The following is a 26,484-nucleotide window of genomic DNA, read 5'->3' on the forward strand; positions in this document are numbered from 1 at the left end:
GCTCAGCGCTGGTGCACCGGACAATAATAGGTCGAGCGGCCGGACTGCACGATGCGGCGGATCGTGCCGCCGCAGCCGGGCGACGGACAGGCCTCCCCGGCGCGGTCGTACACGGCGAAGCTGTGCTGGAAATAGCCGAGTTCGCCGGACGCCTGCCGGTAGTCCCGAAGGCTCGATCCGCCAGCGGCGATCGCCCGGTTGAGAACGTCGCGAATCGCTGCCGCGAGGCGTTCGGCGCGGGCCGGCCCGACATTGGCGGCCAGCCTGCGCGGCGAGATCCCGGCCTGGTGCAGCGCCTCGGAGACATAGATGTTGCCAAGCCCGGCAACGACACGCTGGTCGAGAAGCACGGCCTTGATCGGGCTATGCCGCCCGGCCAGCGCGGCAGCCAGGGCCTGGCCGTTGAACGCGTTGCCGAGCGGCTCCGGTCCCAGTCCGGCGAGGAACCGGTAGCCGGCCAGGTCGGGTTCCGCCACCAGGTCCATGAACCCGAAGCGGCGGTGATCATTGAAGGTCACGATCATGTCGTCTTCGGTGACGAAGACGATGTGGTCGTGGCGGCCAGGCGTCGGCTCCGGCGGCGGCTGCACGTCGAAGCGGCCGGACATGCCGAGATGGACGATCAGCACGGTGCCGTCATCGAGATCGACGAGGATGAACTTGGCGCGCCGCCGCATGGTCACGACACGGCGTCCGGCGAGCCGTTCGGCGAACCGCTCGGGCAGCGGGAAGCGCAGGTCCGGACGGCGCTGGACGACGCGCGCAAGGCGACGTCCGACCATCACGGCGGCAAGGCCGCGGCACACCGTTTCGACTTCGGGAAGCTCGGGCATGGGCGGCACTGTAGCTTATGGCAAATCGCTGCGCTATCTTGCCGCGAACCCAAGGCTCAGGCGCATCGAGGGCAGGCGTGACGGACAGGCAAACGGCCGATTTCGGCTTTCGCACGGTGGACCGGGAGGAGAAACCCTCGCTGGTCCGCGGCGTGTTCGACAGCGTCGCGCCCAAGTACGACCTGATGAACGATCTGATGTCCGGCGGCGTGCATCGGCTCTGGAAGGCCGACATGGTGACCAACCTGGCGCCGCGCCCGGGTCAGCATCTGCTCGACGTGGCTGGCGGGACCGGCGATATCGCCCGGCGCTTCCTGAAGGGGCTGGACGGTGACGGCCGGGTGACGATCGTCGATTATACGCCACGCATGCTGGAGGTCGGCCGCGACCGGGCGATCGACGCGGGCATCGTGGAGGGTATTGGCTGGGTTGCCGGTGACGCTGCGCGGCTGCCGGTCGCCGACAATAGCGTCGACGCCTATACCATCGCCTTCGGGATCCGCAACGTGACCGACATCCCGGGCGCGCTGCGCGAGGCCCGCCGGGTAGTCCGGCCCGGCGGCCGCTTTCTCTGCCTTGAGTTCAGTCACGTCGCGGTGCCCGGCCTGGACCGGCTTTACGAAGAATTCTCCTTCCGCCTGCTGCCCCGTCTCGGCGGCCTCGTCGCCGGCGACCGGGACTCCTACCAGTATCTGGTGGAAAGCATCCGCCGCTTTCCCGATCAGGAGACTTTCGCGACGATGATCCGGGAGGCCGGGCTTTCCCGCGTCAGCTACCGGAATCTCTCCGGCGGTATCGCCGCGCTCCATTCCGCCTGGGTGGTCTGACACCGCCATGCTGCGCTCGACGCGCCATATCGCACGGCTGATCGGCATTGGCCGGACGCTTGCCCGCCACCGCGCGCTCGAGCCGCTGGAGAAGGCCGACATCCCGCGCCCGTTCCTGTGGCTGCTGCGCCTGCTCGGCGGGCGAGGCAGACCGGTCGCGGGCAAGCGCCCCGGCGAGCGGCTGGCGGCGGCGCTGCACGAGCTTGGACCGAGCTTCATCAAGCTCGGCCAGGCGCTCTCGGTGCGCGCCGACCTGCTCGGCGAGGAGATCGCCAGCGATCTCGGCAGCCTTCGCGATCGCCTGCCGCCCTACCCGGCCGAGATCGTCCGCAGCGCGATCGAGAGCGAGCTGGGCAAGCCCGTATCCGCGCTGTACATCGATTTCTCCGACCGGCCGGTCGCGGCCGCGTCGATCGCCCAGGTTCACTTCGCGACCGTCGCCGATCCGGAGACCGGCGAGACCAACGAGGTCGCGGTGAAGGTCCTGCGTCCGGGGGTCGAGGCCGCCTTCCGTCGCGACCTGGCGCTCTTCCGCTGGCTCGCCCACCAGCTCGTCCGGTTCGTGCCGGATGCGCGGCGGCTGCGGCCCGTCGAGGTCGTCGAGACGCTTGCCGCCTCGGTCGAGATCGAGATGGATCTGCGCCTCGAGGCGGCCGCCGCCTCGGAACTGGCGGAGAATTTCGCCGACGATCCGAATTACCGGGTGCCGACGATCGACTGGGAACGGACCGGGCGCCGCGTGATGACGATGCAGCGTGTCCAGGGCCTCGGGATCGGCGATCGGGACGCACTTGCCGAGGCCGGCCACGACCTGCCGGCGATCGCCACCAACGTGATCCGGGTTTTCCTGCTGCAGGCCCTTCGTGACGGCCTGTTCCATGCCGACATGCACCAGGGCAACCTGTTCGTCGGCGAGGACGGGGCCTTCATTCCGGTCGATTTCGGCATCATGGGCCGGATCGACCGGCGCACCCGGCTGTTTCTCGCCGAGATGCTGCACGCCTTTCTGCAGGGCGATTACCGGCGTGCCGCCGAGGTCCATTTCGAGGCGGGCTACGTCCCGGCCAGCCAGTCGGTCGAGATCTTCGCCCAGGCCTGCCGGTCGATCGGCGAACCGATACGGGGCAAGCCGGTCAGCCAGATCTCGATCGCCCGCCTGCTTCTGCAGCTGTTCCGGGTCACCGAGACCTTCGCCATGGAGACGCAGCCGCAGCTTCTGCTGTTGCAGAAGACCATGGTGACCGCCGAAGGCGTCGCCCGCGGCCTCGATCCCGACGTCAATTTCTGGGAGGCGGCAGAGCCGGTGATCGTCCGCTGGTCGGAAGACAATCTGGGCCCCGAGGGCCGGCTCAGGGACGCCGGCGACGCGGGCGCGCGACTGCTCCGTCGCCTGCCGGCGCTTGCCGACGAGGCCGAGCGCACCCTTGCGGCCCTGGTCGCCAGCCGCAACGGGCCGACGACGGAAAAGTCCGAGGCCGCGGCGCTCGCCCGGCTCGATCGCGGCCGCTGGCAGCGGGCGCTGGTGATTGCCGCGGCGATCCTCGTGCTCGCCGTATCCATCGCGGTGGGATGAGGCCGTCTGGCCATCTCCCGAATCGGCTTGTATCGTCGAACATGTGTGACTACTTTATCCACAGCTCTATTACGTGAATTCAAACATTAGCGCCTAAGGTTATGGACAAGACGGTATTGTTGATCGTTGGCGGCGGCATCGCTGCCTTCAAGGCGCTGGAACTTGTCCGTCGCCTGAAGGAGCGCGGCGTCCGCGTGCGCGGCGTGCTCACCGGCGCCGGGAGCCAGTTCGTCACCCCGCTGTCGCTGGCCGCGCTCAGCGGCGAGAAGGTGCATATGGACCTCTTCTCGCTGACCGACGAAGCCGAGATGGGCCATATCGAGCTCTCGCGGGCGGCCGACCTGCTGGTGGTCGCGCCGGCGACCGCCGACCTGATGGCGAAGATGGCGCACGGGCATGCCGATGATCTGGCCTCGACGCTGCTGCTCGCCACCGACAAGCGGGTCATGGTCGCGCCGGCGATGAATGTCCGGATGTGGGAGCATCCGGCCACGCGCCGCAACCTGGAGACGCTCAAGGGCGACGGCGTTCTGGTCGTCGGGCCCGAGGAAGGGTCCATGGCCTGCGGCGAGTTCGGCTATGGCCGGATGGCCGAGCCGGAGACGATTGCCGACGCCGTCATGGACTTCCTGCAGTCCGGCGGCCGCAAGCCGCTCGCCGGCCGGCGCGCCATCGTCACTTCCGGCCCGACGCACGAGCCGATCGACCCGGTGCGCTACATCGCCAATCGTTCATCCGGAAAGCAGGGTCATGCGATCGCCGCCGCACTCGCCCGTCTCGGCGCCGAAACGATTTTGGTGAGCGGCCCGTCCGGGGAGCCCGTGCCGTCCGGTGTTTCCATGGTCCGTGTCGAGACGGCGCGCGAGATGCTGGCTGCCTGCGAGGCGGCGCTGCCGGCCGATATCGCGGTCTGCGCCGCCGCGGTCGCCGACTGGCGGATCGATTGCGAGGCCGTCCAGAAGATCAAGAAGGAAGGCGGCGCGTTGCCGAGTCTCGCGCTGACGGAGAATCCCGACATCCTGGCCACCCTGAGCCGGCTGGCATCAGGCCGGCCGTCGCTGGTCGTGGGCTTTGCCGCGGAAACCGAGAAGGTCGTCGAACATGCGGTTGCCAAGCTCGGCCGCAAGGGCTGCGACTGGATTGTTGCCAACGATGTCGCGCCGGCGAGCGGGACCTTCGGCGGCCATGACAACCGCGTCCACCTGATTTCCGCGGACGGGGCCGAGGACTGGCCGAAGATGAGCAAGCAGGAAGTGGCCGGGCGACTGGCTGGCCGTATCGCCCGTTATTTCGAGGACCGAACGTGATGAAGAGCATAGAGATCATCGTCCAGCGGCTGCCGCATGGCAGCGACCTGCCGCTTCCCGCCTACGAAACCGCGGGCAGCGCGGGGATGGACCTGATCGCCGCGACCGAGACCGAGATCGAGCTGCTGCCCGGCGCGCGCGTGCTGGTGCCGACCGGTCTCAGCATTGCCCTGCCGGCGGGCTTCGAGGCGCAGGTCCGGCCGCGCTCGGGTCTTGCACTGAAGAAGGGGATCACCGTGCTCAACAGCCCGGGCACGATCGATTCCGATTACCGGGGCGAGGTCGGCGTGATCCTGGTCAATCTCGGCAAGGAACCCCATCGCATTGTTCGCGGCGACCGCATCGCGCAAATGGTGATCGCCCCGGTGCTCCAGGCGACCTTCACCGAGGCCGCCTCGCTTCCCGACAGCGCGCGTGGCGCGGGCGGTTTCGGCTCGACCGGAACCGGTGCGGCCGGTCGCCGGACATGAACTAACGGAAGCCTCATGCTGAAACTCCCGAAAAAAACACTCTTCGCCCTCGAGGCCGTCGTCGACATCGCCTACAACGCCCGGCCGGAACCGGTCCAGTCGAAGGAGATCACGCGTCGCCAGGGCATTCCGCAACGCTATCTCGAGCAGGTGATGCAGCAGCTTGTCCGGGCCGGAATCCTGAAAGGCGTCCGGGGTCCGCGTGGCGGTTACACGCTGGCCCGCGAAAGGCGCCGCATCTCGGTCGGCGAGATCCTCCGGGTCGTCGACGGCTTCGCCGAGGACGAGGCGGATGCACGCGAGCCGCTCGGCTCCGCGATCGGCCGGGAAGTGGTCTATCCGCTATGGGACGAGTTGCGTGCCGACCTGGTGCGGCGGCTGGACGAGGTGACGCTCGAGGAACTCTGCCGGCGCGCCGGCAAGGTGGGAATCAGGGCGGAGAATCGCAACAAGCTGGATTTCACCATCTAGCGACCGGAACAATGAGCCGGCCGCCCGCGTCAGCCCGGGTGGCTATCCAAGGAAATTCTGACAAGCGGGGCTCCCGAAGTGACGAAGAACGAGAAACCACTGACCGGCCGCAAGGCGGCGCCACGCGGACGGATCTACGATTCGATCATCGACACGATCGGCGGGACGCCGCTCGTCCGGCTCAACCGTTTGGCGGCCGAAGAGGGCGCCAAGGCGCAGGTGCTGCTCAAGCTCGAATTCTTCAATCCGATCGCTTCGGTCAAGGACCGGATCGCGGTCAGCATGGTCGAGGCGATCGAGGCCGCCGGCCGCATGAAGGCGGACACGGTGCTTGTCGAACCGACTTCCGGCAATACCGGGATCGGGCTCGCCTTCGTCTGCGCGGCCAAGGGTTACCGGCTGATCCTGGTGATGCCGGAAAGCATGTCGGTCGAGCGGCGCAAGATGCTGAAGCTGCTCGGTGCCGAACTCGAGCTGACGCCGGCCGAGAAGGGGATGGGCGGGGCAATCGCCAGGGCCGAGGAACTGGTGGCCTCGCTGCCCGACGCGCTGATCCCGCAGCAGTTCAAGCATCCCGCGAACCCGGTCATTCACCAGGTCACGACCGGGGCCGAGATCTGGACCGACACCGGCGGCAAGGTCGACGCGGTGGTCTCCGGCGTCGGCACCGGCGGCACGCTGACTGGTGTCGGGCGCTACCTGAAGGAAAGGAATCCGGCGATCCGCATGATCGCCGTCGAGCCCGAGGACAGCCCGGTGATTTCCGGCGGCAAACCGGGACCGCACAAGATCCAGGGGATCGGCGCCGGTTTCGTGCCCGACAATCTCGACACCAGCCTGATCGACGAGGTGCTGACGATCGGTAACGAGACCGCCTTCGAGACTGCGCGTCGCGTCGCCCGGCTGGAGGGCATTCCCTGCGGTATCTCGTCCGGCGCCGCGGTCGCCGCCGCCCTCGAGGTTGCCGAGCGTGACGACATGGCCGGCAAGACCATCGTCGTGATCATCCCCTCCTTCGCCGAACGCTATCTCTCGACGGCGCTCTTCGAAGGACTCTGAGGCGGATCATGGCGTTCACCGACGATCAGCTCGAACGCTATGCCCGCCACGTGATCCTGCACGAGATCGGTGGCGCCGGGCAGCAGCGGCTGCTTGGCGCCTCGGTCCTGATCGTCGGTGCCGGCGGGCTCGGCTCGCCGCTTGTGATGTATCTCGCAGCGGCCGGCGTCGGGCGGATCGGCATCGTCGACGACGATACGGTCAGCCTGTCCAACCTGCAGCGGCAGATCGCGCATGGCACCGAGCGGATCGGCATGACCAAGACGGCGAGCGCCGGGGTCACCGTCGCCTCGCTCAATCCCGATGTCGAACTGGTCGGCCATACGGTTCGCCTCGATGCCTCGAACGCACTCGACCTCGTCGGTGCCTACGATATCGTCGCCGACGGCTCGGACAATCCCGAGACCCGGTTCCTCGTGAACGACGCCTGCTACCTCGCGCGCCGGCCGCTGGTCTCGGGCGCGATCCTCCGCTTCGACGGCCAGCTCACCACCTTCAAGGCGCATGAGCCAGGCGACAATCCCTGCTATCGCTGCCTGTTCCCGAGCCCGCCGCCGGCAGACGTTGTGCCGAGTTGCGCCGAGGCCGGGGTGCTCGGCGCGCTTGCCGGCATCATCGGTTCGATGCAGGCGAACGAGGTGATCAAGGAAATCACCGGCGTTGGCGAGAGCCTGTCGGGCCGCCTGCTGATCTTCGATGCCCTGGCGACGGCGTTCCGCACCGTCCGGGTGCGCCGGGATCCGGCCTGCGCGCTTTGCGGCGAGGCGGCGACGATCCGCGATCTCCGCGCCCACGCCGCCTGACCGGCCCTGCCCGGGCCGGCCGCGCTCGCCTATCCGCGGCAGATTCGGCATGATAATCGGCCGGACACGGCCTATCCTTTCGCCGGCCCTTGTTGGCGGTTCGGCCGAGGGCTAGTCTCGATACCGAATTCGACCAAACGACCGTTAGGGAAGCGTGATGAAGGCCGCGATACTCAAGAGCCCCGGGATCGATAACCTGGTCGTCGAGGATCGTCCGGTGCCGAAGCCGGGTCCCGGCGAGGTGCTCGTCCGGCTGCGCTTCGCGACGCTCAATTTCCGCGACCTGCTGGTGATCAACGGCGGTTACGGCTCGCAACAGCGCCAAAGCGATCTCGTGCCGCTCTCCGACGGCGCCGGGGAGGTCGAGGCGGTCGGTGCCGGTGTCACCGGCTACAAGGCCGGCGATCGGGTGGTCGGGCATTTCTTCCCGGCCTGGCAGTCGGGCGAGCCGAGCGAGGCCAGGTTCTCGGTCAACCTCGGTGGCCGGATGGATGGTGTTGCCTGCGAATACCGGCTGTTTCGCCCGGACGCGATCGCGCATGTCCCTGAACATCTGAGCCTCGCCGAGGCCGCCGCCCTGCCCTGTGCCGGGTTGACGGCGTGGAACGCGGTGATCGCGCAGGGCGAGACCAAGCCCGGCGACTGTGTCCTCGTTCAGGGTACCGGCGGGGTCTCGTTGTTCGGACTGCAGTTCGCCCATGCCGCCGGCGCGACGGTGATCGCGACCTCCTCGTCCGACGCCAAGCTGGAGCGCTGCAGGGCGCTCGGCGCCGATCACCTGATCAATTATGTCGACGTCAAGGATTGGGGCGATCGCGCGCGGGCCCTCAGCAGCGAGGGCCAGGGCGTCGACCATGTGGTCGAGGTGGGCGGCGCCGGCACGATGAAGCAGTCGCTCCGGGCGGTTCGCGTCGGCGGCCGGATCAGCATGATCGGCGTGCTGGCCGGCAACCGGCACGAACTGAACGTGCCGATCATCGTCATGAGGAGCATCCGTTTGCAGGGCGTGACCGTCGGCTCCTACGAACATTTCACGGCGATGCTTCGGGCAATCGCGCAGAGCCGGATCAAGCCGGTGCTGGACCGGACCTTCCCGCTCGCCGAGATCCGCGCGGCATTCGACCACCTGCAATCGGGCGGTCATTTCGGAAAGATCGTGATCGAGATCTGAGCAAGATGAAGACAACAGCGCCTTGTGGAGGAAACGCGTCCGATGGTTAGCATCCTGGCCTATGGCGGCTATGTCCCGCGGCTCCGGCTGTCGCGCGAAGCGATCGTCACCGCCAATTCCTGGTTCAATCCGGCGCTCAAGGCGCACATGGCCGGCGAACGGTCGATCTGCAACTGGGACGAGGACCCGCTGACCATGGCGGTCGCGGCCGCCCGAGACTGCCTGACCGGCGTGGCGAAGGAGTCTGTCACCGCCTGCCATCTTGCCTCGACCACCCTGCCCTTCGTCGACCGCCAGAATGCCGGCGTCGTGGCCGCGGCCGCCGGCCTGCCCGAAACGGCGACGACGATGGACGTCACGGGTTCGCAACGGGCGGCGACCACGGCGCTCGCCGCCGCCTGCCGGGACGGCAGCGGCCGCACCCTTCTGATCGCCAGCGAGAAACGCGAGGCCCGTTCGGGGGCGCCGCAGGAGGCGCTTTACGGAGACGGCGCGGCGGCACTGCTGATCGGGCCCGGCCCGGGCATCGCTCGCCTGGTCGCCAGCGCCGGCGTCGCGGTCGATTTCGTCGATCATTACCGCGCGCCCGACCATCGCTTCGAATATGGCTGGGAGGAACGCTGGATCCGCGACGAGGGCTATCAGAAGATCGTACCCCGGGCGCTGGAACCGGCCCTTGCCGAGGCCGGGATCAGCGGCGCCGAGATCGATCATTTCGTAATGCCCTGTGTCTATCCGGCGGTAACCCGCAGCTTCGCGCGGACATACGGCATCCGGCCCGAGGCGGTCAGCGACACGCTGCAGGCGGTCATGGGCGAGGCCGGCGCGGCGCACCCGCTGGTCATGCTGACGCGTGTGCTGGAACAGGCAAGGCCCGGCCAGAAGATCGTGCTGGTCGGCTTCGGCCAGGGCGCCGACGCGCTCGTTTTCGAGGTCGAGGAGGGGATCGCCCGCCTCGAGCCCCGGATCGGCATCGGCGGCCACCTGGCGCGCGGGCGGCCGGAAACCAACTACCAGAAATATCTCGCGATGAACGGCCTCGTCGATCAGGAGCACGGCAAGCGCGCCGAGATCGACGGCCAGACCGCGCTGTCCACGCTCTATCGCAAGCGCGACATGGTCACCTCGCTGATCGGCGGAGTCTGCCGGACCTGCGGTACGCGGCAGTTCCCGAAAAGCGCGCTCTGCGTGAACCCGAACTGCGGCGAGTACGACAGCCAGGACGATTATCCCTTCGCCGACGAGCCGGCCAGGGTCCTGACCTGGTCCGCCGACCACCTGGTCTTCGTACCGACCCCGCCGGCCCATTACGGGATGGTGCAGTTCGACGGCGGCGGCCGCTTCATGGCCGACTTCACCGATGTCGCCGAAGGCGAGGTCGAGGTCGGCATGGACATGCGGATGGAGTTCCGCATCAAGGAAATGGACAGCGATCGGGGCTTCCGGAAATATTTCTGGAAGGCTGCCCCGGCGCGGCAGGGTTGAGGGAGGAGACGATGGCTACCGGAATCAAGGACAAAGTCGCCATTCTCGGCATGGGCTGCTCGAAGTTCGGCGAACGCTGGGACATGAGCGCCGACGACCTGATGCTCGAGGCCTTCCGTGAGGGACTTGCGGACGCGGGTATCGAGAAGAACCAGATCGACGCCGCCTGGCTCTCGACCTGCTTCGATGAGGTCAGCGTCGGGAAGTCGGCGGTGCCGCTCTCGGAAGCCCTCCGCCTGCCCTATATCCCGGTCACCCGGGTCGAGAATTACTGCGCTTCCGGAACCGAGGCGTTCCGTGCCGCCGCCTATGCGGTGGCCTCGGGGGCTTGCGATTTCGCCCTCGCCCTCGGCGTCGAGAAACTCAAGGATACCGGCTATGGCGGCCTGCCGGTGCAGGGCCGCGGCCCGCTGGTGCCGATGTGGTGGGCCAATGTCACCGCGCCCGGCAGCTTCGCCCAGCTCGCCTCCGCCTACCGTGCCAAGCACGGCATCGACAAGGAGACCTTCAAGCGCGCGATCGCCCATGTCTCGGTCAAGAGCCACGACAATGGCACGAAGAACCCGAAGGCCCATCTGCAGAAGGCGATCACCGAGGAACAGGCGATCAATGCGCCGATGATCGCCGAGCCGCTCGGCCTGTTCGATTGCTGCGGCGTCTCCGACGGCGCGGCCTGCGCCATCCTGACCCGCCCGGAGATTGCCGAGAGCCTCGGCAAGAAGGATCTTGTCTCGGTCAAGGCGCTCCAGCTCTCGGTCTCGAACGGCGTCGAATCCCAGCACAATTCCTGGGACGGCAGCCATTTCAAGACGACCCGGATCGCCGCCAAGCGGGCCTACCAGGAAGCCGGGATCGAGACGCCGCGCGAGCAGATCAGCATGTTCGAGGTGCATGACTGTTTCTCGGTCACCGAGCTGGTGACGATGGAGGACCTGTTCATCTCCGAGGAGGGTCAAGCGGTCAGTGACGTGCTCGACGGCTTCTACGATGCCGACGGCGGTGTCCCCTGCCAGATCGACGGCGGCCTGAAATGCTTCGGCCACCCGATCGGTGCCTCGGGGCTCCGCATGATGTACGAGATGTACCTGCAGATCCAGGGTCGGGCCGGCGCGCGGCAACTCGCCGATCCGGTCTTCGGCATGACCCACAACTTGGGTGGCTCGCCCTGGCGGAATGTCTCCTCGGTCTCGATCGTCGGCCGCTACGGCGCCTGACGGCCGGGTCCCGGCGACCGGTCGGGCCAGGCAAAACTGCTTCCCGTCCGGCCACGGCTTCCGGGGCTGCGCGGCCACGGCGCGATCGATAGGATGGCGGCGGCCGGCGCTTCCGCCGGCGGAAGCGGGGTTCCCGATGCGGCGTAACGACGGACTGAGAGACGGCAGCGACCCGATGCGCGAGGACCGGCCGCGCGCGCCGGCGCGACGCTGACCGCATGCGCTGGCCCCTCCTTGATCGCCTCTGGCGGCTGCCCTATCTGCTGCTCACGCTGACGGCGCTGTTCTGGTCGGGCAATTTCGTCGTCGGCCGGGCCGTCAACGAGGCGGTACCGCCGATCGGCCTGGCCTTCTGGCGCTGGGCGATCGCCTCGCTGATCATCCTGCCGTTCGCCTGGCCGCACCTGGTGCGCGCCTGGCCGGAAATCCGCCGCCACTGGGCGGTCATACTGCTTCTCTCGATCTTCGGCGTCTCGTGCTTCAACACGATGGTCTATGTGGCGCTGACGACGACCACGGCGCTCAACGCGACGGTGGTGAACTCGTCGATGCCGGTGCTGATCGTCCTCTTCTCCTGGCTGTTCTTCCGCGACGGGGTCGGACTTCGCGGCGGGCTCGGCATCCTGATGTCGCTGATCGGCGTGCTGACGCTGATCTCCAAGGGGACGCTGGCGATCCTGCTCGGCCTATCGTTCGGCGCCGGCGATCTCTGGGTGGTCGCCGCCGCGGCCTCCTACGCGATCTATTCCGCCTGCTTCCGGCTCCGTCCGGCGATCCATCCGCTGGCCTTCGTCGCCGCGTCCTTCCTGATCGGGGATTTCTTCCTGCTGCCGTTCTACGGCTGGGAGATCGCCTCGGGCTCGGTCATGCACCTGAACACGGTCACGGTCGCGAGCGTGCTCTACGTCGCGATCTTCCCGAGCCTGCTCGCCTATCTTTTCTGGAACCGCGGTATCGAGCTGGTCGGCGCCAACCGGACCGGCCTGTTCATTCACCTGATGCCGGTTTTCGCCGGGCTGCTGGCGATTCTGCTGCTTGGCGAAACCCTGCACGCCTACCACGTGATTGGCATGGCGCTGGTCCTGTTCGGCGTCTGGCTGACCGCGACCGGACGGCGCAAAGCGAAAACGCCCCGGGCCTGACGGCCGCGGGGCGCTTCTCGATCGACGAAAGCTGGCGGAATCGTATCAGGCCGCGTCCGGCGCCGCCGCCAGCACGTTGGCGTCCACGTAATCCTCGAACTGGGTGAAGTTGGCGATGAAGCGGTCGACCAGTTCGCGCGCCTTGGCGTCATAGGCGGCCTTGTCGGCCCAGGTCTCGCGCGGATTGAGGATTTCCGAGGGCACGCCCGGGCAGGATTGCGGCACGGCGAGGCCGAAATGCGGGTCCTGCGCGGTCGGGGCGTCCTTCAGCTCGCCGGCCAGCGCCGAATTGACAAGCGCCCGGGTATACTTGATCGGCATGCGCTCGCCGGTGCCGAATTCACCGCCGGTCCAGCCGGTATTGACCAGCCAGCAAGTCACGCCATGCTCGGCGATCTTCTTGCCGAGCAGTTCCGCATAGACGGACGGATGACGCGGCATGAAGGGGGCGCCGAAGCAGGTCGAGAAAGTCGCCTGCGGCTCCTTGCCGAGACCTTTCTCGGTACCGGCGAGTTTCGCCGTATAGCCCGACAGGAAGTGGTACATCGCCTGTTCCGGGGTTAGCTTGGAAATCGGCGGCAGCACGCCGAAGGCGTCCGCCGTCAGCATGATGATGTTCTTCGGATGGCCGGCGATGCCGTCGACGCTGGCGTTCGGGATGAAGTCGATCGGGTAGCAGGCCCGGGTATTCTCGGTCAGCGTCGCGTCGTCTAGGTCGAGGTCGCGCGCTTCCGGATCGAAGATCACGTTCTCCAACACGGTACCGAAGCGCCGGGTGGTCTCGTAGATCTCCGGCTCCGCCTCTTCGGAGAGGCGGATGACCTTGGCGTAACAGCCGCCTTCGAAGTTGAAGGTGCCGTTGTCCGACCAGCCATGCTCGTCGTCGCCGATCAGCATGCGGCTGGAATCGGCCGACAGCGTCGTCTTGCCGGTGCCCGAGAGGCCGAAGAAGATCGCCGCATCGCCCGCGTCGCCGACATTGATCGAGCAATGCATCGGCATGACGTTCCTCGCCGGCAGCAGGTAATTGAGGATCGAGAAGACCGACTTCTTGATCTCGCCCGCGTAGGAGGTGCCGCCGATGAGCACCAGCTTCTCGGCAAAATTGATCAGAACGAAGACGTCGGACCGGGTGCCGTCGGTTTCCGGATTGGCCTTCAGGCCCGGGGCCTGGAGGATGGTGAAGGCCGGCTCGAAGGACTGATGCTCGTTACGGTCCGGGACCAGCAGCATGTTGCGCGTGAACAGGCTGTGCCAGGCGGTCTCGGTGACCACGCGGACCGAGAGCCGGAAATTCGGGTCGGCGCCGGCAAAGCAGTCCTGCACGAACACGTCGCGGCCCTGGTAATAGGCAAGTACCCGGCGATGCAGCTCGGCGAAGCGGGTTTCTTCGAACGGCTTGTTGACCGCACCCCACCAGACGGTGTCGGCGCTTTCCTCGTTCTTGACGATGAACTTGTCGTTGGCGGAGCGGCCGGTATGCTGGCCCGTCTCGACGACCAGCGGGCCGCCGTCGGCGATGATCCCCTCGCCGCGCCTGACGGCCTCCTCATAGAGTCGGGGCGCGTTCAGGTTCCAGTAAACGGATTTGACGTTTACCAGGCCCTGTTTCTCGAGCCCGTACTGCTTGTTGAAAATGCCGATTTGATTCACCAGGCGTCTCCCGAATGCCATGTTCCTGCCGTTAACAGGCACGAATTTGCCGCGTTCCCGACCGTTACATCAAGCAACGCAAATATTTGCGAAATCGTTTCGCGACGATCGACCGCCGTTGCCCGGTGGAGCATGGTCAATGAAAAATAGATAGCCGGTCGGGGGGGTGCAACCGAAATCCCCTCAATCGGCCGTGGCGCCCCGGCTCTGCGCCTCTCCCACCAGTTCGACCAGGACGGCCCGGGCGTCCGCCGCATCAGCGATCCGGCGGGGGAAGGCGAGTCGAGCGGTTTCACCGGCCAGCGCGAGGTCGATTCCCTCGCCGTCGATACCGGTCATCCGCCAGCCCCGGCCGGAGCGGCCGAGCAACCGGGTCGCGTAGAGATCGAGGGCGTCCGCATGATCGTCGTTCATGTGCGCGACGATTCCCTCTTCCGCCTCGGCCAGCGGATCGGCCACCGGCGCCAGCAGTTCGGCGGCCGCGATCGCGACGATCCGCCCGAAGCCGGCCACTAGATGGGCTTCCGCCGGTTCGACCTGGTAGAGCGCGAAATCGCCGAAGCCGACATAACCGGCGGCGCCCGGGTGGCGACGGAGGAATCGCTCCGCTCCGGCCCCGCTCTTGTCGATCCGCGCGATCCCGCCCTGCAGGCTGAGACGGGGCCCGGTCAGGCGTTCGGCAAGGCCGGCGGTCCCGTCGAACAAGAGCGAGACGCGGGGATCGGCGATCAGGTTGGCGGTGTGGCGGGCGAGGCCGGACAGCAGCAGCAAGGGTCGCCCGGCCAGGTCGGTCGCGACCTGGACGAGCGAGGCATAGGGTCCGCCACCGGCCACGTCCAGTGTCGCCAGTGTCGCCGTCCCGGTACCGCGCAACAGGCGCCGCGCCTCGACCGCCGCCGCGTCGTCGAAATCCGTCATTCCGTCACCCGATAAGACCGCCGTGGCGATACCGCCACGGAGCAGACCCTAGCCGACCGGGCGCGGGAGGCAAGGGCGCGGGTACCGATCGAAGTGGGCGATTCCGCGAACGGAATCCAGTATGGTCAATTCCCGCGCTGTCGGTGGCGCCAGTAGCCCGATGCGTCTGGACCCCTCCACGAATGTGATTGATCGACGATGACGTTTCCCAGGCAATCCGACCGGTGGCGCCCATGGCAAGTCCGCAACTGAACATCCGGCAGGGTACGGTCGGTCCGCCGGCGCAGGGCCTGGCCGAGCACCTCGGCCGGACGGCCCGTCTCGCCGCGCCGGTCGTGGTCAGCCGCATGGGGATGCTGGTCCTCGTCTCGGTCGACACCATGATGACCGGGCTGCATGCGAGCAACGAGCTCGCCTATCTCGCGCTCGGCTCGGCGCCGATGGTCATGCTGCTGTTGCTCGGCGTCGGCATGCTGATGGGCACCGCGGTGATGACCGCCCAGGCCTGGGGCGCCGAGGAATACGGGCGCTGCGGGGCGATCTGGCGGGTCGGCCTGAAACATGCGCTCGGCATCGGCATCGTCTGGGGCGTGATCTGCCTGTTCGGCGAATTCTTCTATGCCGCGATCGGCCAGGAGGCCGATCTCGCGGCGGGCGCCGGCCGGGTGCTCGCCACCTTCGCCTGGCAGATGCCGGCACTGCTGCTCTACGTCGTTACAACGATGTTCCTGGAGGCGCTGAACCGGCCGCTGCCCGGGCTCGTCGTCATGGTCGTCGTCAACATCCTGAACATCGGCCTCAATCATGTCCTGATCGGCGGCGGCTTCGGCGTCCCGGCGATGGGAGCGGTCGGTGCGGTCGCCGCGACAGGGATCCTTCGCTGGCTCGCCGCGATCCTGCTGATTCTCTATGTGCTGACGATGGCCGGGCGAGACCGTTACGGCATCTTCGCGCCGTCCGGCGAGATCGCGGAGCTCGGCCGGAGTCTCCGCCGGATCGGCTATCCGATGGCGCTGGCCCAGGGGTCGGAAACCGCCGCCTTCATGATGATCATGATTTTCGCCGGCTATCTCGGAACCGAAACGACCGCGGCCTACCAGATCTGCATCAACCTGCTGTCGCTCGCCTTCATGGCCGCCGTCGGCACCGGGGCAGCGACCGGAATCCGCGTCGGCAACGCCGTCGGGCGCCGCGACCCGCGCGGCATGGCGATCGCGGGCTGGGCGGGCCTTTTCCTGAACGGCATCGTGACCTTGCTGCTGTCAGTGGTGTTCCTGACCCTGCCCGATCGGCTGGCCGGCTTCTATTCGGCCGACCCGGCCCTGCTTGCCGTGGCCGTCCCGGCGGTCTTCCTCTGCGCCTTCGTGCTCATCCCGGACGGGGCACAGGGCGTTCTGATCGGCGCGCTGCGCGGAGCCGGCGACGTCTGGGTGCCGCTGGTCATGCAGGTCACCGCCTTCTGGCTGCTGACGGTTCCGATCGCCGCCTACATGTGCTTCGTCGTCGAGAGCGGCGCGCGCGGGCTGGTCATGTCGATCCTGCCGGGCGTGATCGTCGCGACGCTTCTTGGCGCGTTGCGTTTCCACTATGTTACGAAACGGGGCGGGCGCCGCATTTAGGCCCATCTTCGGCCCCAATTCGGCCGGAACGGCGGGATTACATGGGCCGGGCGCGCCGCAGACGGATATCCGGGGGTGAAGTGTGAAACCAATGATCGCCCTGGTCGACGACGACCAGAACATCCTGACCTCGGTCTCGATCATGCTCGAGGCCGAAGGTTACGATGTGCGGACCTATCCGGACGGCGAACAGGCCCTTAACGGGGTCGCCGATCATCCACCGGACCTGATGGTGCTCGATATCAAGATGCCCCGGATGGACGGCATGGAGACGCTCAACCGTCTGCGCCGGAACTCGGCCCTTCCGGTGATCTTCCTGACCTCGCGCGACGACGAGATCGACGAGGTGCTGGGGCTGAAACTGGGTGCCGACGATTACATCCGGAAGCCGTTCTCCCAGCGTCTCCTGCTCGAGCGGATCCGCGCCGTGCTCCGCCGCGCCCGCCCGCGCGAAGAGGGTGTGCCCGAGGACGGCGATTCCAAGCCGCTGGTTCGCGGCAACATGACGCTCGACCCGAATCGTCATCTCTGTACCTGGAAGGGCGAGGAGATCACGCTCACCGTCACCGAGTTCCTGATTCTACAGGCGCTCGCCCAGCGTCCCGGTCACGTGAAGACGCGCGACCAGCTGATGGATACCGCCTACGACGACAATATCTATGTCGACGACCGGACGATCGACAGCCACATCAAGCGACTGCGCAAGAAGTTCAAGGCGGCCGACGACAGCTTCAACGCGATCGAGACGCTTTACGGCGTCGGCTACCGCTACCGGGTCGAGTAGGGAGACCGGATGACAGCGTCGCCGCCGCTACGGGCGGACGGGCCGGGCACCGGCTCGGCCAGCGCGGTCCGCCGGCGCTGGCCGTTCTCCTCGCTGACCGGCCGGATTCTCGCGATCAATGTCGTCGCGCTCGTCCTCATGGTCGGCGGCATCTTCTATCTCGACCAGTTCCGCTCCGGCCTGATCGAGGCGCGCATCCACTCGCTCAGGACCGAGGCGACGCTGATCGCCGGGGCGCTCGGCGAGGCGGCACTCCGCCATACCTCGGAATCCAGTGCCAGCACGGAGCTGACGCTGCGCAACGAGGCGACCCCCGGCATCCTGCGGCGGATGATGGTGCCGCTGCGCAGTACCGCCTTCCTGTTCGACGAGGATGGCGTGCTGGTTGCCGACAGCCGCCGGCTGATCGCCGCCGGACGCGAGGTGCTGATCGAGCCCTTGCCGCCGCCGGAGGAATCGAGCTGGCCGACCGAGGTGGCCGAGGAGGCCTATGACGCGATTGCCGAGGTACTTGGCTCGGACGACGATCTGACGCCCTACATCGACCGGCTGACGCCGCGCTTCGAGGATTTCGAGGAGGCGGTGCTGGCGCTTTCGGGCGAAAGCGCCGAGCGTCTGCGGCGGCATATCTCGGGTCGCACCATGATCAGCGCGGCGATCCCGGTACAGGGCCTGAAACAGGTCCTCGGTGTGCTCGTGATCGTCACCGACAGCCGTCAGATCGACGAGACGGTGCGCTCCGAACAGCTTACGACACTCATGGTCCTGGCCGGCACGCTCGGCGTGACCGCGCTGCTGTCGCTGTTCTTCGCGAGCACGATCGCGCGACCGATTCGCCGTCTCGCGCTGGCTGCTGAGCGGGTCCGCAAGGGCATTGGCAGGCGCGCCGACATCCCCGATTTCCGCCGCCGCGGCGACGAAATCGGGGACCTGTCCGGGGCGCTCCGCGAGATGACCCGGGCGCTCTACCGGCGGATCGACGCGACCGAGAGTTTCGCCGCCGACGTCGCCCACGAGCTCAAGAACCCGCTGACCTCCCTGTCGAGCGCCGTCGAGACGCTGCAGCGCGACGTCGACCCGGACAAGCGCGCGCTGCTGCAGAAGATCATCCGCGACGATGTCGGCCGGCTCGACCGGCTGATCAGCGACATCTCCAATGCCTCCCGTCTTGACGCCGAACTCTCGCGGTCGGAAACAGAGGATGTCGACATGGGCGAGCTGCTCGACCGGGTGGTCGAGGTCTATCGCGCGACCCAGCCGGCCAGCCTGCCGCCGATCACCGTGGATGTCGGCAACGGCGACCCCCTGATCGTCGCCGGTCTCGAGATCCGGCTGGGCCAGGTGATCCGGAACCTGATCGACAATGCCCGCACGTTCACGCCCGAAGGGGGCTCGATAAGGCTGCGCGGCTATCGCGACGACGACGACGTGATCATCGAGGTCGAGGACGACGGGCCCGGCATTCCCGAGGCCAAGCGCCAGGCGATCTTCGACCGCTTCTATTCCGAACGTCCGCGGGGCGAGGCATTCGGCACCCATTCCGGGCTCGGGCTCAGCATTTCCAAGCAGATCATCGAGGCCCATGGCGGCGCGATATCGGCGGAGAACCGCCGCAGGCCCGGTGGTGGCGTGATCGGCGCACGGTTCCGGATCGTTCTGCCGGCCCGATCCTGAGCGGACCGGCCAGGGGCGCTGCCCGGGCCCCGCGCGATCCGACGATCCGGTCATTGACTGGGCCGGTCCGATAGCGCACCTTCCGGGCCATGATGGCGCTTCATGGCACCTGTGTCGCGATCGAGGAACGGGGCATCCTGCTGCTCGGGCCTTCCGGTAGCGGAAAATCGGATCTCGCGCTGCGCCTGATCGACGGCGGCGCGTTGCTGGTCGCCGACGACCAGGTGACGATCACGCGCCGCGCAGGCCGCCTGTTCGCCGCCTCTCCGCCCACGATTGCCGGACTTCTCGAGCTTCGCGGTGTCGGCATCGTCCGGATGCCGGCGCTGGCGGAAGTCGAACTGGCACTGGCGGTTTCGCTCGTCGATCCGGCCACGGTCGAACGGTTGCCTGGGAACGCCGACTACGAGATTGACGGCATCGCGCTGCCGCTGCTCCTTCTGGCGGCCTTCGAAAGCGCGACGCCAGCCAAGATCCGTCTCGCCCTGCCCCGGCTGGCCATGCTTCGCGCGGATGACGAACCCTTGACAGCGGCACCGGTAACGGTGCTTCGGGGACGATGAGCAACATCGCTGCAACGGCTGCCGGATCCGAGGGCGACCGCCCGGAACGGGCGCGGGTGCTGCTCGTGTCGGGCCTCTCGGGCGCCGGCAAGACCTCGGCCCTGAAGGTTCTCGAGGATCTCGGCTGGGAGGTTGTCGACAATCTGCCGCTCAAGCTCATCGACGAGCTTCTCAACCCGCAATCGCTGACCCGGGAAAGCGCGATCGCCGTCGGCATCGACAGCCGGACGCGGCAGTTCAGCGCCGAGGATTTCACCCGCCACGCGGCAACGCTCGGCCGGCGCGACGACATCGACTGCAAGATCCTCTATTTCGATTGCGACGACGAGGTCCTGAACCGGCGCTTCATGGCGACCCGACGCCGCCACCCGCTTGCCGTCGACCGCCCGGTGATGGAGGGAATAGCGAGCGAGCGCGCGCTGCTGCGCGAGGTCCAGGCCCATGCCGACCACGTGATCGACAGTTCCGCGCTCACCCTGCCCGAATTGCAACGTCGGCTGAGCGACAACTTCGCGCTGGTCGGCCGGCACGACATGCATGTCACCGTGCTGTCCTTCTCCTACCGCCAGGGCGTGCCGCGCGATGCCGACATGGTCTTCGACGCCCGCTTCCTGAACAATCCGTTCTACAGCGAATCCCTGCGGGCCAAGGATGGGCGAGACCCGGAAGTCGCCGAATTCATCCGCCGCGAAGCGGTGCTGGAGGAGTTCATGTCCGGGCTCAAGCGCTTTCTCCTGCCGCTGCTGCCGCATTACGTGCGCCAGGGAAAAACCTATCTCACCATTGCCGTCGGATGCACCGGCGGCCAGCATCGGTCGGTGTTCGTGGCCGGCCTGATTTCCGAGCTGCTGGACGAGGCGGGATACAGGCCACGTGTCCGGCACCGGGACTTGCAGGTCTAGACGCGGCGACATGGCCATGCGAACAATGCGCAATCAGAGCCGCTGATACGGACGGAAACTCGATGATCGGCATGGTACTGGTAACCCACGGGCGGCTGGCCGAGGAATTCATTGCCGCGACCGAGCATGTCGTGGGGCCGCAGGAGAATGTGCGCGCCGTCTGCATCGGCGCGGACGACGACATGGAGGAACGCCGCAAGGAGATCCTCGAGGCGGTGAGTGCCGTGAACAGCGGCGCCGGCGTCATTCTGCTGACCGACATGTTCGGCGGGACGCCTTCCAACCTGGCGATCTCGATCATGGACAAGGCGAATGTCGAGGTGATCGCCGGCATCAACCTGCCGATGCTGATCAAGCTGGCCAGCGTTCGCGGCGACGACGACATGCAGGCGGCGGTCACTGCGGCCCAGGAGTCCGGGCGCAAATACATCAACGTCGCGTCGCATCTCCTGGCCCTGGACCGTGGCTGACGGCAGTCCTGACAAATCCGGGGAGACTCTCGTCCGCCATGCGGTAATCGACAACCAGCGCGGCCTGCATGCCCGCGCGGCGGCGAAATTCGTGAAGTGCCTGAACGAGTTCGAGGCCGACGTGACGGTCGTGAAGGACGGTCAGCAGGTTTCCGGATTCTCGATCATGGGCCTAATGATGCTGGCGGCGGCGAAGGGTACCGCGCTCGAGATCCGGGCCAGGGGTCCGCAGGCGGCCGAGGCAATCGACGCGCTCTGCCGGCTGATCGCGGATCGCTTCCACGAGGACTGATCGCCGGTGTCTCCTGATTGCTGATATCAAGATATAAAGATTTCTTTATATCGATCTTGAATCCCGCATTCGAGCCTGTTAAACACCCGACCTGCAGTTTCAGGCATCGTGCCCGCCGGCCGAGGCCTCCGCTCCGTCAAGACAGGTGAAAATCGATGAGCGAGAATCAGGACTACAAGGTCGCCGACATGTCCCTGGCCGAATGGGGCCGCAAGGAAATCGCGATCGCCGAATCCGAGATGCCCGGCCTGATGGCGCTGCGCGAGGAATTCGGCGATAGCCAACCGCTCAAGGGCGCGCGGATCGCGGGCTGCCTGCACATGACGATCCAGACCGCGGTGCTGATCGAGACGCTGATCGATCTCGGCGCCACGGTCCGCTGGTCGTCCTGCAACATCTTCTCGACCCAGGATCAGGCCGCCGCAGCCGTGGCCGCCGCGGGTGTGCCGGTGTTCGCCTGGAAGGGCGAGTCCGAGGAGGAGTTCTGGTGGTGTATCGAGCAGACCATTCATGGTCCGGACGGCTGGACCCCGAACCTGATCCTCGATGACGGCGGCGACCTTACCCAGGTGATGCACGAGAAGTATCCCGAGATGATGGAGGAGGTCCGCGGCCTGTCGGAGGAGACGACGACCGGCGTGCACCGTCTCTACCAGATGGAACGGGCCGGAACCCTTCTGACCCCGGCGATCAACGTCAACGATTCGGTGACCAAGTCGAAGTTCGACAATCTCTACGGTTGCCGGGAAAGCCTGGTCGACGGCATCAAGCGGGCGACCGACGTGATGCTGGCCGGCAAGCTCGCCGTCGTGGCCGGATATGGCGATGTCGGCAAGGGCTCGGCGGCCGCGCTGCGCAGCCAGGGCGCGCGGGTCGTGGTGACCGAGATCGACCCGATCTGCGCGTTGCAGGCGGCGATGGAGGGCTACGAGGTCTCGACCATGGACGACGCGGTCGCCTCCGGCGACATCTTCGTCACCTGCACGGGCAATATCGACGTCATCACGCTCGACCACATGCGGCGCATGAAGGATCGGGCGATCGTCTGCAACATCGGTCATTTCGATTCCGAAATACAGATTGCCGCGCTTCGCAATTACACCTGGGAGAATGTGAAGCCGCAGGTCGACGAGGTCGTTTTCCCCGACGGCAAGCGGCTGATCGTCCTCGCCGAGGGGCGGCTGGTCAATCTCGGCTGCGCGACCGGCCATCCGAGCTTTGTGATGAGCGCCTCCTTCACCAACCAGGTTCTGGCGCAGATCGAGCTGTGGAACCGTGCCGACCGGTACGAGAACAAGGTCTATGTGCTGCCCAAGCATCTCGACGAGAAGGTCGCGGCGCTGCATCTCGCGAAGCTTGGCGCCAAGCTGACCAAGCTCACGCCGGAGCAGGCCAGCTACATCGACGTGACCGAGGCCGGCCCCTACAAGCCCGACCACTACCGCTACTGAGCGGCCGGTTCGTCCCGATCGCCCAAGTCCCGGTAAAGGCAGGCTTTCTAGGCATGACCGGCGCACTCTGCTACAGTGCCGCGCAGGGGATTTTCTGAACGGCAAGGCGAGGCGTGAAGCGGTGTATCGGATCGCCGTAATGGCCGGCGGCCTGACCTTTGCGGGGGTCGGGGCCAGTCTGGCAGCGGACGGCACCGGGGCGGCCTGGGATGGCAACATCATGTTGCTGGCCCTGGCGCTTGCGATCGCGCTGGCGTTGGCGCTCGCGGTGCTCTGGTGGCGCGAGCGCACCAAGGCCGCCGAGGCCCAGGTCGCCGCGAAGGCGGCCGAGGACACCCTGCGGGGGCAACTGGCGGAACAGGGCGAAGAGCTTGCACGGATCCGGCTCCGGGTGTCCGGCCTCGAGGAGATGCTGCGCCATTCCGAGCATGAGCGCGATGCCTTCGAAGCGCTTCTTGAGGCGGCGCCGATCCCGATCTGGCAGCGCGACGCCGATCTGGAGATCGCCTGGCGGAACGCCGCCTATCGGCACATCGTCGAGGGGAACAAGCCGGACGGCGCGCCGGCCGAGCTGGTCTCGGCGCTCGACCCGGAACAGGCCCGGCGGCTCGCCCGTCGCGCACTCGATGCCGGGCAGGAGCAGCGCGAGAGCCGCTATTTCGTGGTCGACGGCGACCGCCATGCCTTCGAGATCACCGAACGACCGGTGCGCCGCGACGAGACCGTGCTGGCCGGCTTCGCGATCGACTTCACCGCCCTCGACGAGGTCCGAGCCGAGCTCAACCGGCATATCGACGCCCATGCCGAGGTGCTGGAGAACCTGCGCACCGCGATCGCCATCTACGGGGCGGACCAGCGTCTGGAATTCTACAACAAGTCCTATGCCCGGCTCTGGCGCTTCGACGAGGCATTTCTCGACGAGCGTCCGACCTTCGGCGAGGTGCTGGAGCGCCAGCGAGAGGAACGCCGCCTGCCCGAGCAGGTCGACTTCCAGGCCTACAAGGCAAAGCGTCGGCAACTGTTCACCTCCGTCCTGCAGCCGATGGAGGAACTGGTCCAGCTACCCGACGAGACGATGCTGCGTACGGTGATCACGCCGCACCCGTTCGGCGGCCTGCTGTTCCTGTTCGAGGACGTGACCGACAAGCTCGTTCTCGAGCGGGCGCGGAACACGCTGATCGCGGTCCAGCGGGCGACCCTCGACAATCTCTACGAGGGAGTCGCGGTGTTCGGTGCCGACGGCTGTCTGAAGCTGTCGAACGCGGCCTTCCGCCGGCTCTGGGACCTGCCCGAGGAGTTCCTCGCGGGTGAACCCCACATCGCGCAGATCTTCGACGAATACCTGGCGAGAACCGCCCTCAGCGGAAACGACGAATTGCGCAGCCGGGTGATCGCCTCGGCCACCGACCGGAACGCCAACAGCGGGCGGATGCGCGCCTCGGGCGACATCGTGCTCGACTATGCCTCGGTGCCGCTGCCGGACGGCAACGTCCTCTTCATTTACTTCGATGTCACCGATTCGCTGCGTATCGAGCATGCCCTGCGGGAGCGGAACGAGGCGCTGGAGGCAGCCGACCGGATGAAGTCGGAGTTCGTCGCCAATGTCAGTCACGAGCTGCGCACCCCGCTCAATTCGATCATCGGTTTCGCCGAGATCATGGTGAACCGCTATTTCGGCGAGCTCAATCCGCGCCAGATCGAGTATGCCCAGGGCATCCTGGACAGCTCGAACCACCTGTTGCTGCTGATCAACGACATCCTCGACCTCGCCCTGATCGAGGCCGGGCGGATGTCGCTCGAGCCGGCGCCGGTCGACCTCCATGCGATGCTGGCCGGGTTGCTCACGCTGATCCGGGAACGGGCCCGCAACCGCAACCTGAAACTCGAGTTCGACTGCCCGCCGGATATCGGCTGGGTCGAACTGGATGAGCGCCGGATCAAGCAGGTGATTTTCAACCTGCTCGGCAACTCACTGAAATTCACCCCCTCGGGCGGCCGCATCACGCTCCGGGCGGAGGAACGCGAGGGCGAAGTCGCGATCGTTGTTGCCGATACCGGTATCGGCATTCCCGAATCGGAGCAGGCCAGCGTCTTCGACAAGTTCAATGTCGGCCGGGGCGTGCGCCAGACCGGCGCCGGTCTCGGCCTCGCGCTGGTACGGAGCTTCGTCGAGTTGCATGGCGGCCGGATCGACCTGGTCTCCTCGCCCGCCGACGGCACGCGGATCACCTGCATCCTGCCGCTCACCCGGGCCGATGCGCCGCCGTCCGAGGACAGCGACGCATCGCTTCGATCCGCCTCGGCCTGACCGTCGGCGATGCCGTGACCACGATCATGATTCGCGAACTTGCCGACCAGGAGGAGACGGAGGCCGTCGCGCGCGCGCTGGCGGCCCATCTCCGGAACGGCGACGTACTGGCGCTGGAAGGCACGCTCGGCATCGGAAAGACCGTGCTCGCCCGTGCCATCATCCGCGTCTGCATGGGCGCCCCAGTCGAGGTTCCGAGCCCGACCTTCACCCTGCTCCAGAGCTACGAGGCGAAGGACGTCACCATCCATCATTTCGATCTCTACCGCATCGAGGCGCCCGAGGAAGCCTACGAACTAGGTATCGAGGACGCCTTCGAGGACGATGTCTCGCTCGTCGAATGGCCGGAGCGTATCGCCGGCCTGTTGCCGGCCGGCACGCTCGTCCTGCGCCTGGAACCGGGTCGCGGCGGCGACGGAAGCCGCCGGCTCGCGATCTCGTCCGGGGATCCCGACTGGGTTGCCAGGCTCGCGGGGCTCGACACGTGACCCCGGATGAGGCTGCGATCGAGGGCTTTCTGGCTGAATGCGGCTGGGCCGTCGCCGAGCAGTCGGTGCTGGCCGGCGATGCCTCGAGCCGGCGTTACCGGCGCCTTACGGCCGGCGATGGCCGTCGCCGGATTCTCATGATCGCGCCGGCCGACAGTCCGATCGGCGATTTCCTGACGATCGCAGGGATGCTCCGCGCCGGTGGCTTCAGCGCGCCCGAGGTCGAGGCCGCCGATCCGACGGCCGGACTGGCGCTGATCGAGGATCTGGGCGATGACCTGCTGGCGCGCGCCGTCGATGGCGGTGCCCCGGCGGACGCGCTCTATGGCGCCGCCTGCGACATCGCGGCGGCGTTCGACCGGGTGCCCGGCGCCGATACCTTGCCGGCCTTCGATCCCGCCCACCTGGTCGCGCTCGTCGATCCCTTCGTCAGCGACTACCTGCCGGCGACCGGATTTCGCGGCGATCCCGAGGCGACGCTCGCCGGCTACCGGGACCTCTGGCGGGACCTCGCACCGCTGGCCGACACTCTGCCCCGGCGCTTCCTGCACCGGGATTTCCACGCCGAGAACCTGCTCTGGCTGCCCGACCGCGCCGGGCTGCGCCGGGTCGGCCTGCTCGACTTCCAGGATGCCCGCTTCGGCCCGCCGGCCTATGACCTCGTCTCGCTGCTGCGCGACGCGCGCCGCGACGTCGATCCGACGATGGCCGAGCGTCTCCTGAAGATCTATGCGACGGCTACCGGACTCAATCGTTCCGCATTGGAAACAAGCTTTGCGCTGCTTGTGGTGCATCGCCAGGCGCGGATTCTCGGGATATTCGCCCGCCTCGCCCGGCTGTCCGGAAAGACACGCTATCTGGTACATATCCCCCGGCTCTGGCGCCATATCGAGGCGGCGCTCGGCCATCCGGCGCTGCAACCGCTGGCGACATGGTATGACGCCCATGTCCCGGCGCCGCGCCGTGGCGTGCTTACGGAAGATGCGTTCGTCGGGGAGTAGCGAAAC

General features: G+C 67.1%; 25 protein-coding genes. 22 read left to right on the forward strand and 3 right to left on the reverse strand.

The window, feature by feature from the left end:
• Window positions 1–2 precede the first annotated feature (2 nt).
• Window positions 3–833 (reverse strand): bifunctional DNA-formamidopyrimidine glycosylase/DNA-(apurinic or apyrimidinic site) lyase, encoded by an 831-nt coding sequence (gene mutM, locus OCH7691_RS02765; protein ID WP_085881888.1) that lies wholly within the window; start codon window positions 831–833, stop codon window positions 3–5.
• A 17-nt stretch (window positions 834–850) separates the two neighbouring features.
• Here mutM and OCH7691_RS02770 point away from each other — a divergent pair, with 17 nt between their 5' ends.
• The 11 genes from OCH7691_RS02770 to OCH7691_RS02820 all read left to right on the forward strand — a co-directional run bounded on the left by OCH7691_RS02770 (window position 851) and on the right by OCH7691_RS02820 (window position 12,355).
• Window positions 851–1,660 carry a class I SAM-dependent methyltransferase gene (locus OCH7691_RS02770; RefSeq protein WP_085881889.1) on the forward strand — a complete coding sequence of 270 codons (810 nt, stop codon included), beginning with the start codon at window positions 851–853 and terminating at the stop codon, window positions 1,658–1,660.
• Between the two features lie 7 nt (window positions 1,661–1,667).
• A complete protein-coding gene (gene ubiB, locus OCH7691_RS02775; RefSeq protein WP_085881890.1) occupies window positions 1,668–3,233 on the forward strand; it encodes a 2-polyprenylphenol 6-hydroxylase in 1,566 nt (521 codons plus the stop codon).
• 101 nt (window positions 3,234–3,334) lie between these two features.
• Entirely contained in the window at window positions 3,335–4,540 is a 1,206-nt protein-coding gene (gene coaBC, locus OCH7691_RS02780; protein ID WP_085881891.1) for a bifunctional phosphopantothenoylcysteine decarboxylase/phosphopantothenate--cysteine ligase CoaBC, read from the forward strand.
• Window positions 4,540–5,010, forward strand: a complete 471-nt coding sequence (dut, locus tag OCH7691_RS02785; RefSeq protein ID WP_085881892.1) for a dUTP diphosphatase — start codon at window positions 4,540–4,542, stop codon at window positions 5,008–5,010. The genes coaBC and dut overlap by 1 nt, the downstream gene beginning before the upstream one ends.
• 15 nt (window positions 5,011–5,025) lie before the next feature.
• Window positions 5,026–5,481: an RrF2 family transcriptional regulator gene (locus OCH7691_RS02790; protein WP_085881893.1), complete on the forward strand. Its 456-nt coding sequence runs from the start codon at window positions 5,026–5,028 to the stop codon at window positions 5,479–5,481.
• A 78-nt stretch (window positions 5,482–5,559) separates the two neighbouring features.
• Window positions 5,560–6,540: a cysteine synthase A gene (gene cysK / locus OCH7691_RS02795; RefSeq protein WP_281251877.1), complete on the forward strand. Its 981-nt coding sequence runs from the start codon at window positions 5,560–5,562 to the stop codon at window positions 6,538–6,540.
• Window positions 6,541–6,548: 8 nt separating this feature from the next.
• Window positions 6,549–7,343 carry a HesA/MoeB/ThiF family protein gene (locus tag OCH7691_RS02800; RefSeq protein ID WP_085881894.1) on the forward strand — a complete coding sequence of 265 codons (795 nt, stop codon included), beginning with the start codon at window positions 6,549–6,551 and terminating at the stop codon, window positions 7,341–7,343.
• Window positions 7,344–7,500: 157 nt separating this feature from the next.
• The gene (locus tag OCH7691_RS02805) at window positions 7,501–8,514 is read left to right on the forward strand and encodes a zinc-dependent alcohol dehydrogenase family protein (RefSeq protein WP_085881895.1); all 1,014 of its coding nucleotides are present in this window, start codon (window positions 7,501–7,503) and stop codon (window positions 8,512–8,514) included.
• A gap of 42 nt (window positions 8,515–8,556) precedes the next feature.
• Complete coding sequence (locus OCH7691_RS02810) at window positions 8,557–9,999, forward strand: OB-fold domain-containing protein (RefSeq protein ID WP_085883460.1); 1,443 nt, start codon at window positions 8,557–8,559, stop codon at window positions 9,997–9,999.
• Window positions 10,000–10,010: 11 nt separating this feature from the next.
• Entirely contained in the window at window positions 10,011–11,213 is a 1,203-nt protein-coding gene (locus OCH7691_RS02815; protein ID WP_085883461.1) for an acetyl-CoA acetyltransferase, read from the forward strand.
• A 218-nt stretch (window positions 11,214–11,431) separates the two neighbouring features.
• The gene (locus OCH7691_RS02820; RefSeq protein ID WP_085881896.1) at window positions 11,432–12,355 is read left to right on the forward strand and encodes a DMT family transporter; all 924 of its coding nucleotides are present in this window, start codon (window positions 11,432–11,434) and stop codon (window positions 12,353–12,355) included.
• Window positions 12,356–12,400: 45 nt separating this feature from the next.
• Here OCH7691_RS02820 and OCH7691_RS02825 read toward each other — a convergent pair whose 3' ends face one another.
• Window positions 12,401–14,029, reverse strand: a complete 1,629-nt coding sequence (locus OCH7691_RS02825) for a phosphoenolpyruvate carboxykinase (protein WP_085881897.1) — start codon at window positions 14,027–14,029, stop codon at window positions 12,401–12,403.
• 162 nt (window positions 14,030–14,191) lie between these two features.
• Window positions 14,192–14,926, reverse strand: a complete 735-nt coding sequence (locus OCH7691_RS02830; protein WP_085881898.1) for a HugZ family pyridoxamine 5'-phosphate oxidase — start codon at window positions 14,924–14,926, stop codon at window positions 14,192–14,194.
• 233 nt (window positions 14,927–15,159) lie between these two features.
• Here OCH7691_RS02830 and OCH7691_RS02835 point away from each other — a divergent pair, with 233 nt between their 5' ends.
• From OCH7691_RS02835 to OCH7691_RS02885, 11 genes are all read left to right on the forward strand, one after another.
• A complete protein-coding gene (locus tag OCH7691_RS02835; RefSeq protein WP_085881899.1) occupies window positions 15,160–16,545 on the forward strand; it encodes an MATE family efflux transporter in 1,386 nt (461 codons plus the stop codon).
• A 91-nt stretch (window positions 16,546–16,636) separates the two neighbouring features.
• The gene (locus OCH7691_RS02840; RefSeq protein ID WP_085881900.1) at window positions 16,637–17,329 is read left to right on the forward strand and encodes a response regulator transcription factor; all 693 of its coding nucleotides are present in this window, start codon (window positions 16,637–16,639) and stop codon (window positions 17,327–17,329) included.
• A 9-nt stretch (window positions 17,330–17,338) separates the two neighbouring features.
• Window positions 17,339–19,003, forward strand: coding sequence for a sensor histidine kinase (locus tag OCH7691_RS02845; protein ID WP_085881901.1), 1,665 nt, complete (start codon window positions 17,339–17,341; stop codon window positions 19,001–19,003).
• Between the two features lie 89 nt (window positions 19,004–19,092).
• Window positions 19,093–19,566 carry an HPr kinase/phosphorylase gene (locus tag OCH7691_RS02850; RefSeq protein WP_085881902.1) on the forward strand — a complete coding sequence of 158 codons (474 nt, stop codon included), beginning with the start codon at window positions 19,093–19,095 and terminating at the stop codon, window positions 19,564–19,566.
• Window positions 19,563–20,468, forward strand: coding sequence for an RNase adapter RapZ (rapZ, locus tag OCH7691_RS02855; protein WP_085881903.1), 906 nt, complete (start codon window positions 19,563–19,565; stop codon window positions 20,466–20,468). Before OCH7691_RS02850 ends, rapZ begins: the two co-directional genes overlap by 4 nt.
• Before the next feature lie 62 nt (window positions 20,469–20,530).
• Entirely contained in the window at window positions 20,531–20,938 is a 408-nt protein-coding gene (locus OCH7691_RS02860) for a PTS sugar transporter subunit IIA (RefSeq protein WP_085881904.1), read from the forward strand.
• The gene (locus OCH7691_RS02865) at window positions 20,931–21,230 is read left to right on the forward strand and encodes an HPr family phosphocarrier protein (RefSeq protein WP_217807759.1); all 300 of its coding nucleotides are present in this window, start codon (window positions 20,931–20,933) and stop codon (window positions 21,228–21,230) included. The genes OCH7691_RS02860 and OCH7691_RS02865 overlap by 8 nt, the downstream gene beginning before the upstream one ends.
• Window positions 21,231–21,385: 155 nt before the next feature.
• Window positions 21,386–22,681 (forward strand): adenosylhomocysteinase, encoded by a 1,296-nt coding sequence (gene ahcY, locus OCH7691_RS02870; protein WP_085881906.1) that lies wholly within the window; start codon window positions 21,386–21,388, stop codon window positions 22,679–22,681.
• 139 nt (window positions 22,682–22,820) lie between these two features.
• Entirely contained in the window at window positions 22,821–24,989 is a 2,169-nt protein-coding gene (locus OCH7691_RS02875) for a PAS domain-containing sensor histidine kinase (RefSeq protein ID WP_217807760.1), read from the forward strand.
• Between the two features lie 14 nt (window positions 24,990–25,003).
• Window positions 25,004–25,477, forward strand: a complete 474-nt coding sequence (gene tsaE, locus OCH7691_RS02880; RefSeq protein WP_217807761.1) for a tRNA (adenosine(37)-N6)-threonylcarbamoyltransferase complex ATPase subunit type 1 TsaE — start codon at window positions 25,004–25,006, stop codon at window positions 25,475–25,477.
• The gene (locus OCH7691_RS02885; RefSeq protein ID WP_176244900.1) at window positions 25,474–26,478 is read left to right on the forward strand and encodes an aminoglycoside phosphotransferase family protein; all 1,005 of its coding nucleotides are present in this window, start codon (window positions 25,474–25,476) and stop codon (window positions 26,476–26,478) included. The genes tsaE and OCH7691_RS02885 overlap by 4 nt, the downstream gene beginning before the upstream one ends.
• The last annotated feature ends 6 nt before the right edge of the window (window positions 26,479–26,484 follow it).

The sequence above is a fragment of the Oceanibacterium hippocampi genome, assembly GCF_900172325.1.
Classification (GTDB): Bacteria; Pseudomonadota; Alphaproteobacteria; order Sneathiellales; family Sneathiellaceae; genus Oceanibacterium; species Oceanibacterium hippocampi.

Bases quoted from the DNA above. Each gene is read 5' to 3' on its own strand.
- mutM (WP_085881888.1), bottom strand. From the start codon at position 833: ATGCCCGAGCTTCCCGAAGTCGAAACGGTGTGCCGCGGCCTTGCCGCC.
- OCH7691_RS02770 (WP_085881889.1), top strand. From the start codon at position 851: ATGGCAAATCGCTGCGCTATCTTGCCGCGAACCCAAGGCTCAGGCGCA.
- ubiB (WP_085881890.1), top strand. From the start codon at position 1,668: ATGCTGCGCTCGACGCGCCATATCGCACGGCTGATCGGCATTGGCCGG.
- coaBC (WP_085881891.1), top strand. From the start codon at position 3,335: ATGGACAAGACGGTATTGTTGATCGTTGGCGGCGGCATCGCTGCCTTC.
- dut (WP_085881892.1), top strand. From the start codon at position 4,540: ATGAAGAGCATAGAGATCATCGTCCAGCGGCTGCCGCATGGCAGCGAC.
- OCH7691_RS02790 (WP_085881893.1), top strand. From the start codon at position 5,026: ATGCTGAAACTCCCGAAAAAAACACTCTTCGCCCTCGAGGCCGTCGTC.
- OCH7691_RS02800 (WP_085881894.1), top strand. From the start codon at position 6,549: ATGGCGTTCACCGACGATCAGCTCGAACGCTATGCCCGCCACGTGATC.
- OCH7691_RS02805 (WP_085881895.1), top strand. From the start codon at position 7,501: ATGAAGGCCGCGATACTCAAGAGCCCCGGGATCGATAACCTGGTCGTC.
- OCH7691_RS02810 (WP_085883460.1), top strand. From the start codon at position 8,557: ATGGTTAGCATCCTGGCCTATGGCGGCTATGTCCCGCGGCTCCGGCTG.
- OCH7691_RS02815 (WP_085883461.1), top strand. From the start codon at position 10,011: ATGGCTACCGGAATCAAGGACAAAGTCGCCATTCTCGGCATGGGCTGC.
- OCH7691_RS02820 (WP_085881896.1), top strand. From the start codon at position 11,432: ATGCGCTGGCCCCTCCTTGATCGCCTCTGGCGGCTGCCCTATCTGCTG.
- OCH7691_RS02825 (WP_085881897.1), bottom strand. From the start codon at position 14,029: ATGGCATTCGGGAGACGCCTGGTGAATCAAATCGGCATTTTCAACAAG.
- OCH7691_RS02830 (WP_085881898.1), bottom strand. From the start codon at position 14,926: ATGACGGATTTCGACGACGCGGCGGCGGTCGAGGCGCGGCGCCTGTTG.
- OCH7691_RS02835 (WP_085881899.1), top strand. From the start codon at position 15,160: ATGGCAAGTCCGCAACTGAACATCCGGCAGGGTACGGTCGGTCCGCCG.
- OCH7691_RS02840 (WP_085881900.1), top strand. From the start codon at position 16,637: ATGATCGCCCTGGTCGACGACGACCAGAACATCCTGACCTCGGTCTCG.
- OCH7691_RS02845 (WP_085881901.1), top strand. From the start codon at position 17,339: ATGACAGCGTCGCCGCCGCTACGGGCGGACGGGCCGGGCACCGGCTCG.
- OCH7691_RS02850 (WP_085881902.1), top strand. From the start codon at position 19,093: ATGATGGCGCTTCATGGCACCTGTGTCGCGATCGAGGAACGGGGCATC.
- rapZ (WP_085881903.1), top strand. From the start codon at position 19,563: ATGAGCAACATCGCTGCAACGGCTGCCGGATCCGAGGGCGACCGCCCG.
- OCH7691_RS02860 (WP_085881904.1), top strand. From the start codon at position 20,531: ATGATCGGCATGGTACTGGTAACCCACGGGCGGCTGGCCGAGGAATTC.
- ahcY (WP_085881906.1), top strand. From the start codon at position 21,386: ATGAGCGAGAATCAGGACTACAAGGTCGCCGACATGTCCCTGGCCGAA.
- OCH7691_RS02875 (WP_217807760.1), top strand. From the start codon at position 22,821: ATGGCCGGCGGCCTGACCTTTGCGGGGGTCGGGGCCAGTCTGGCAGCG.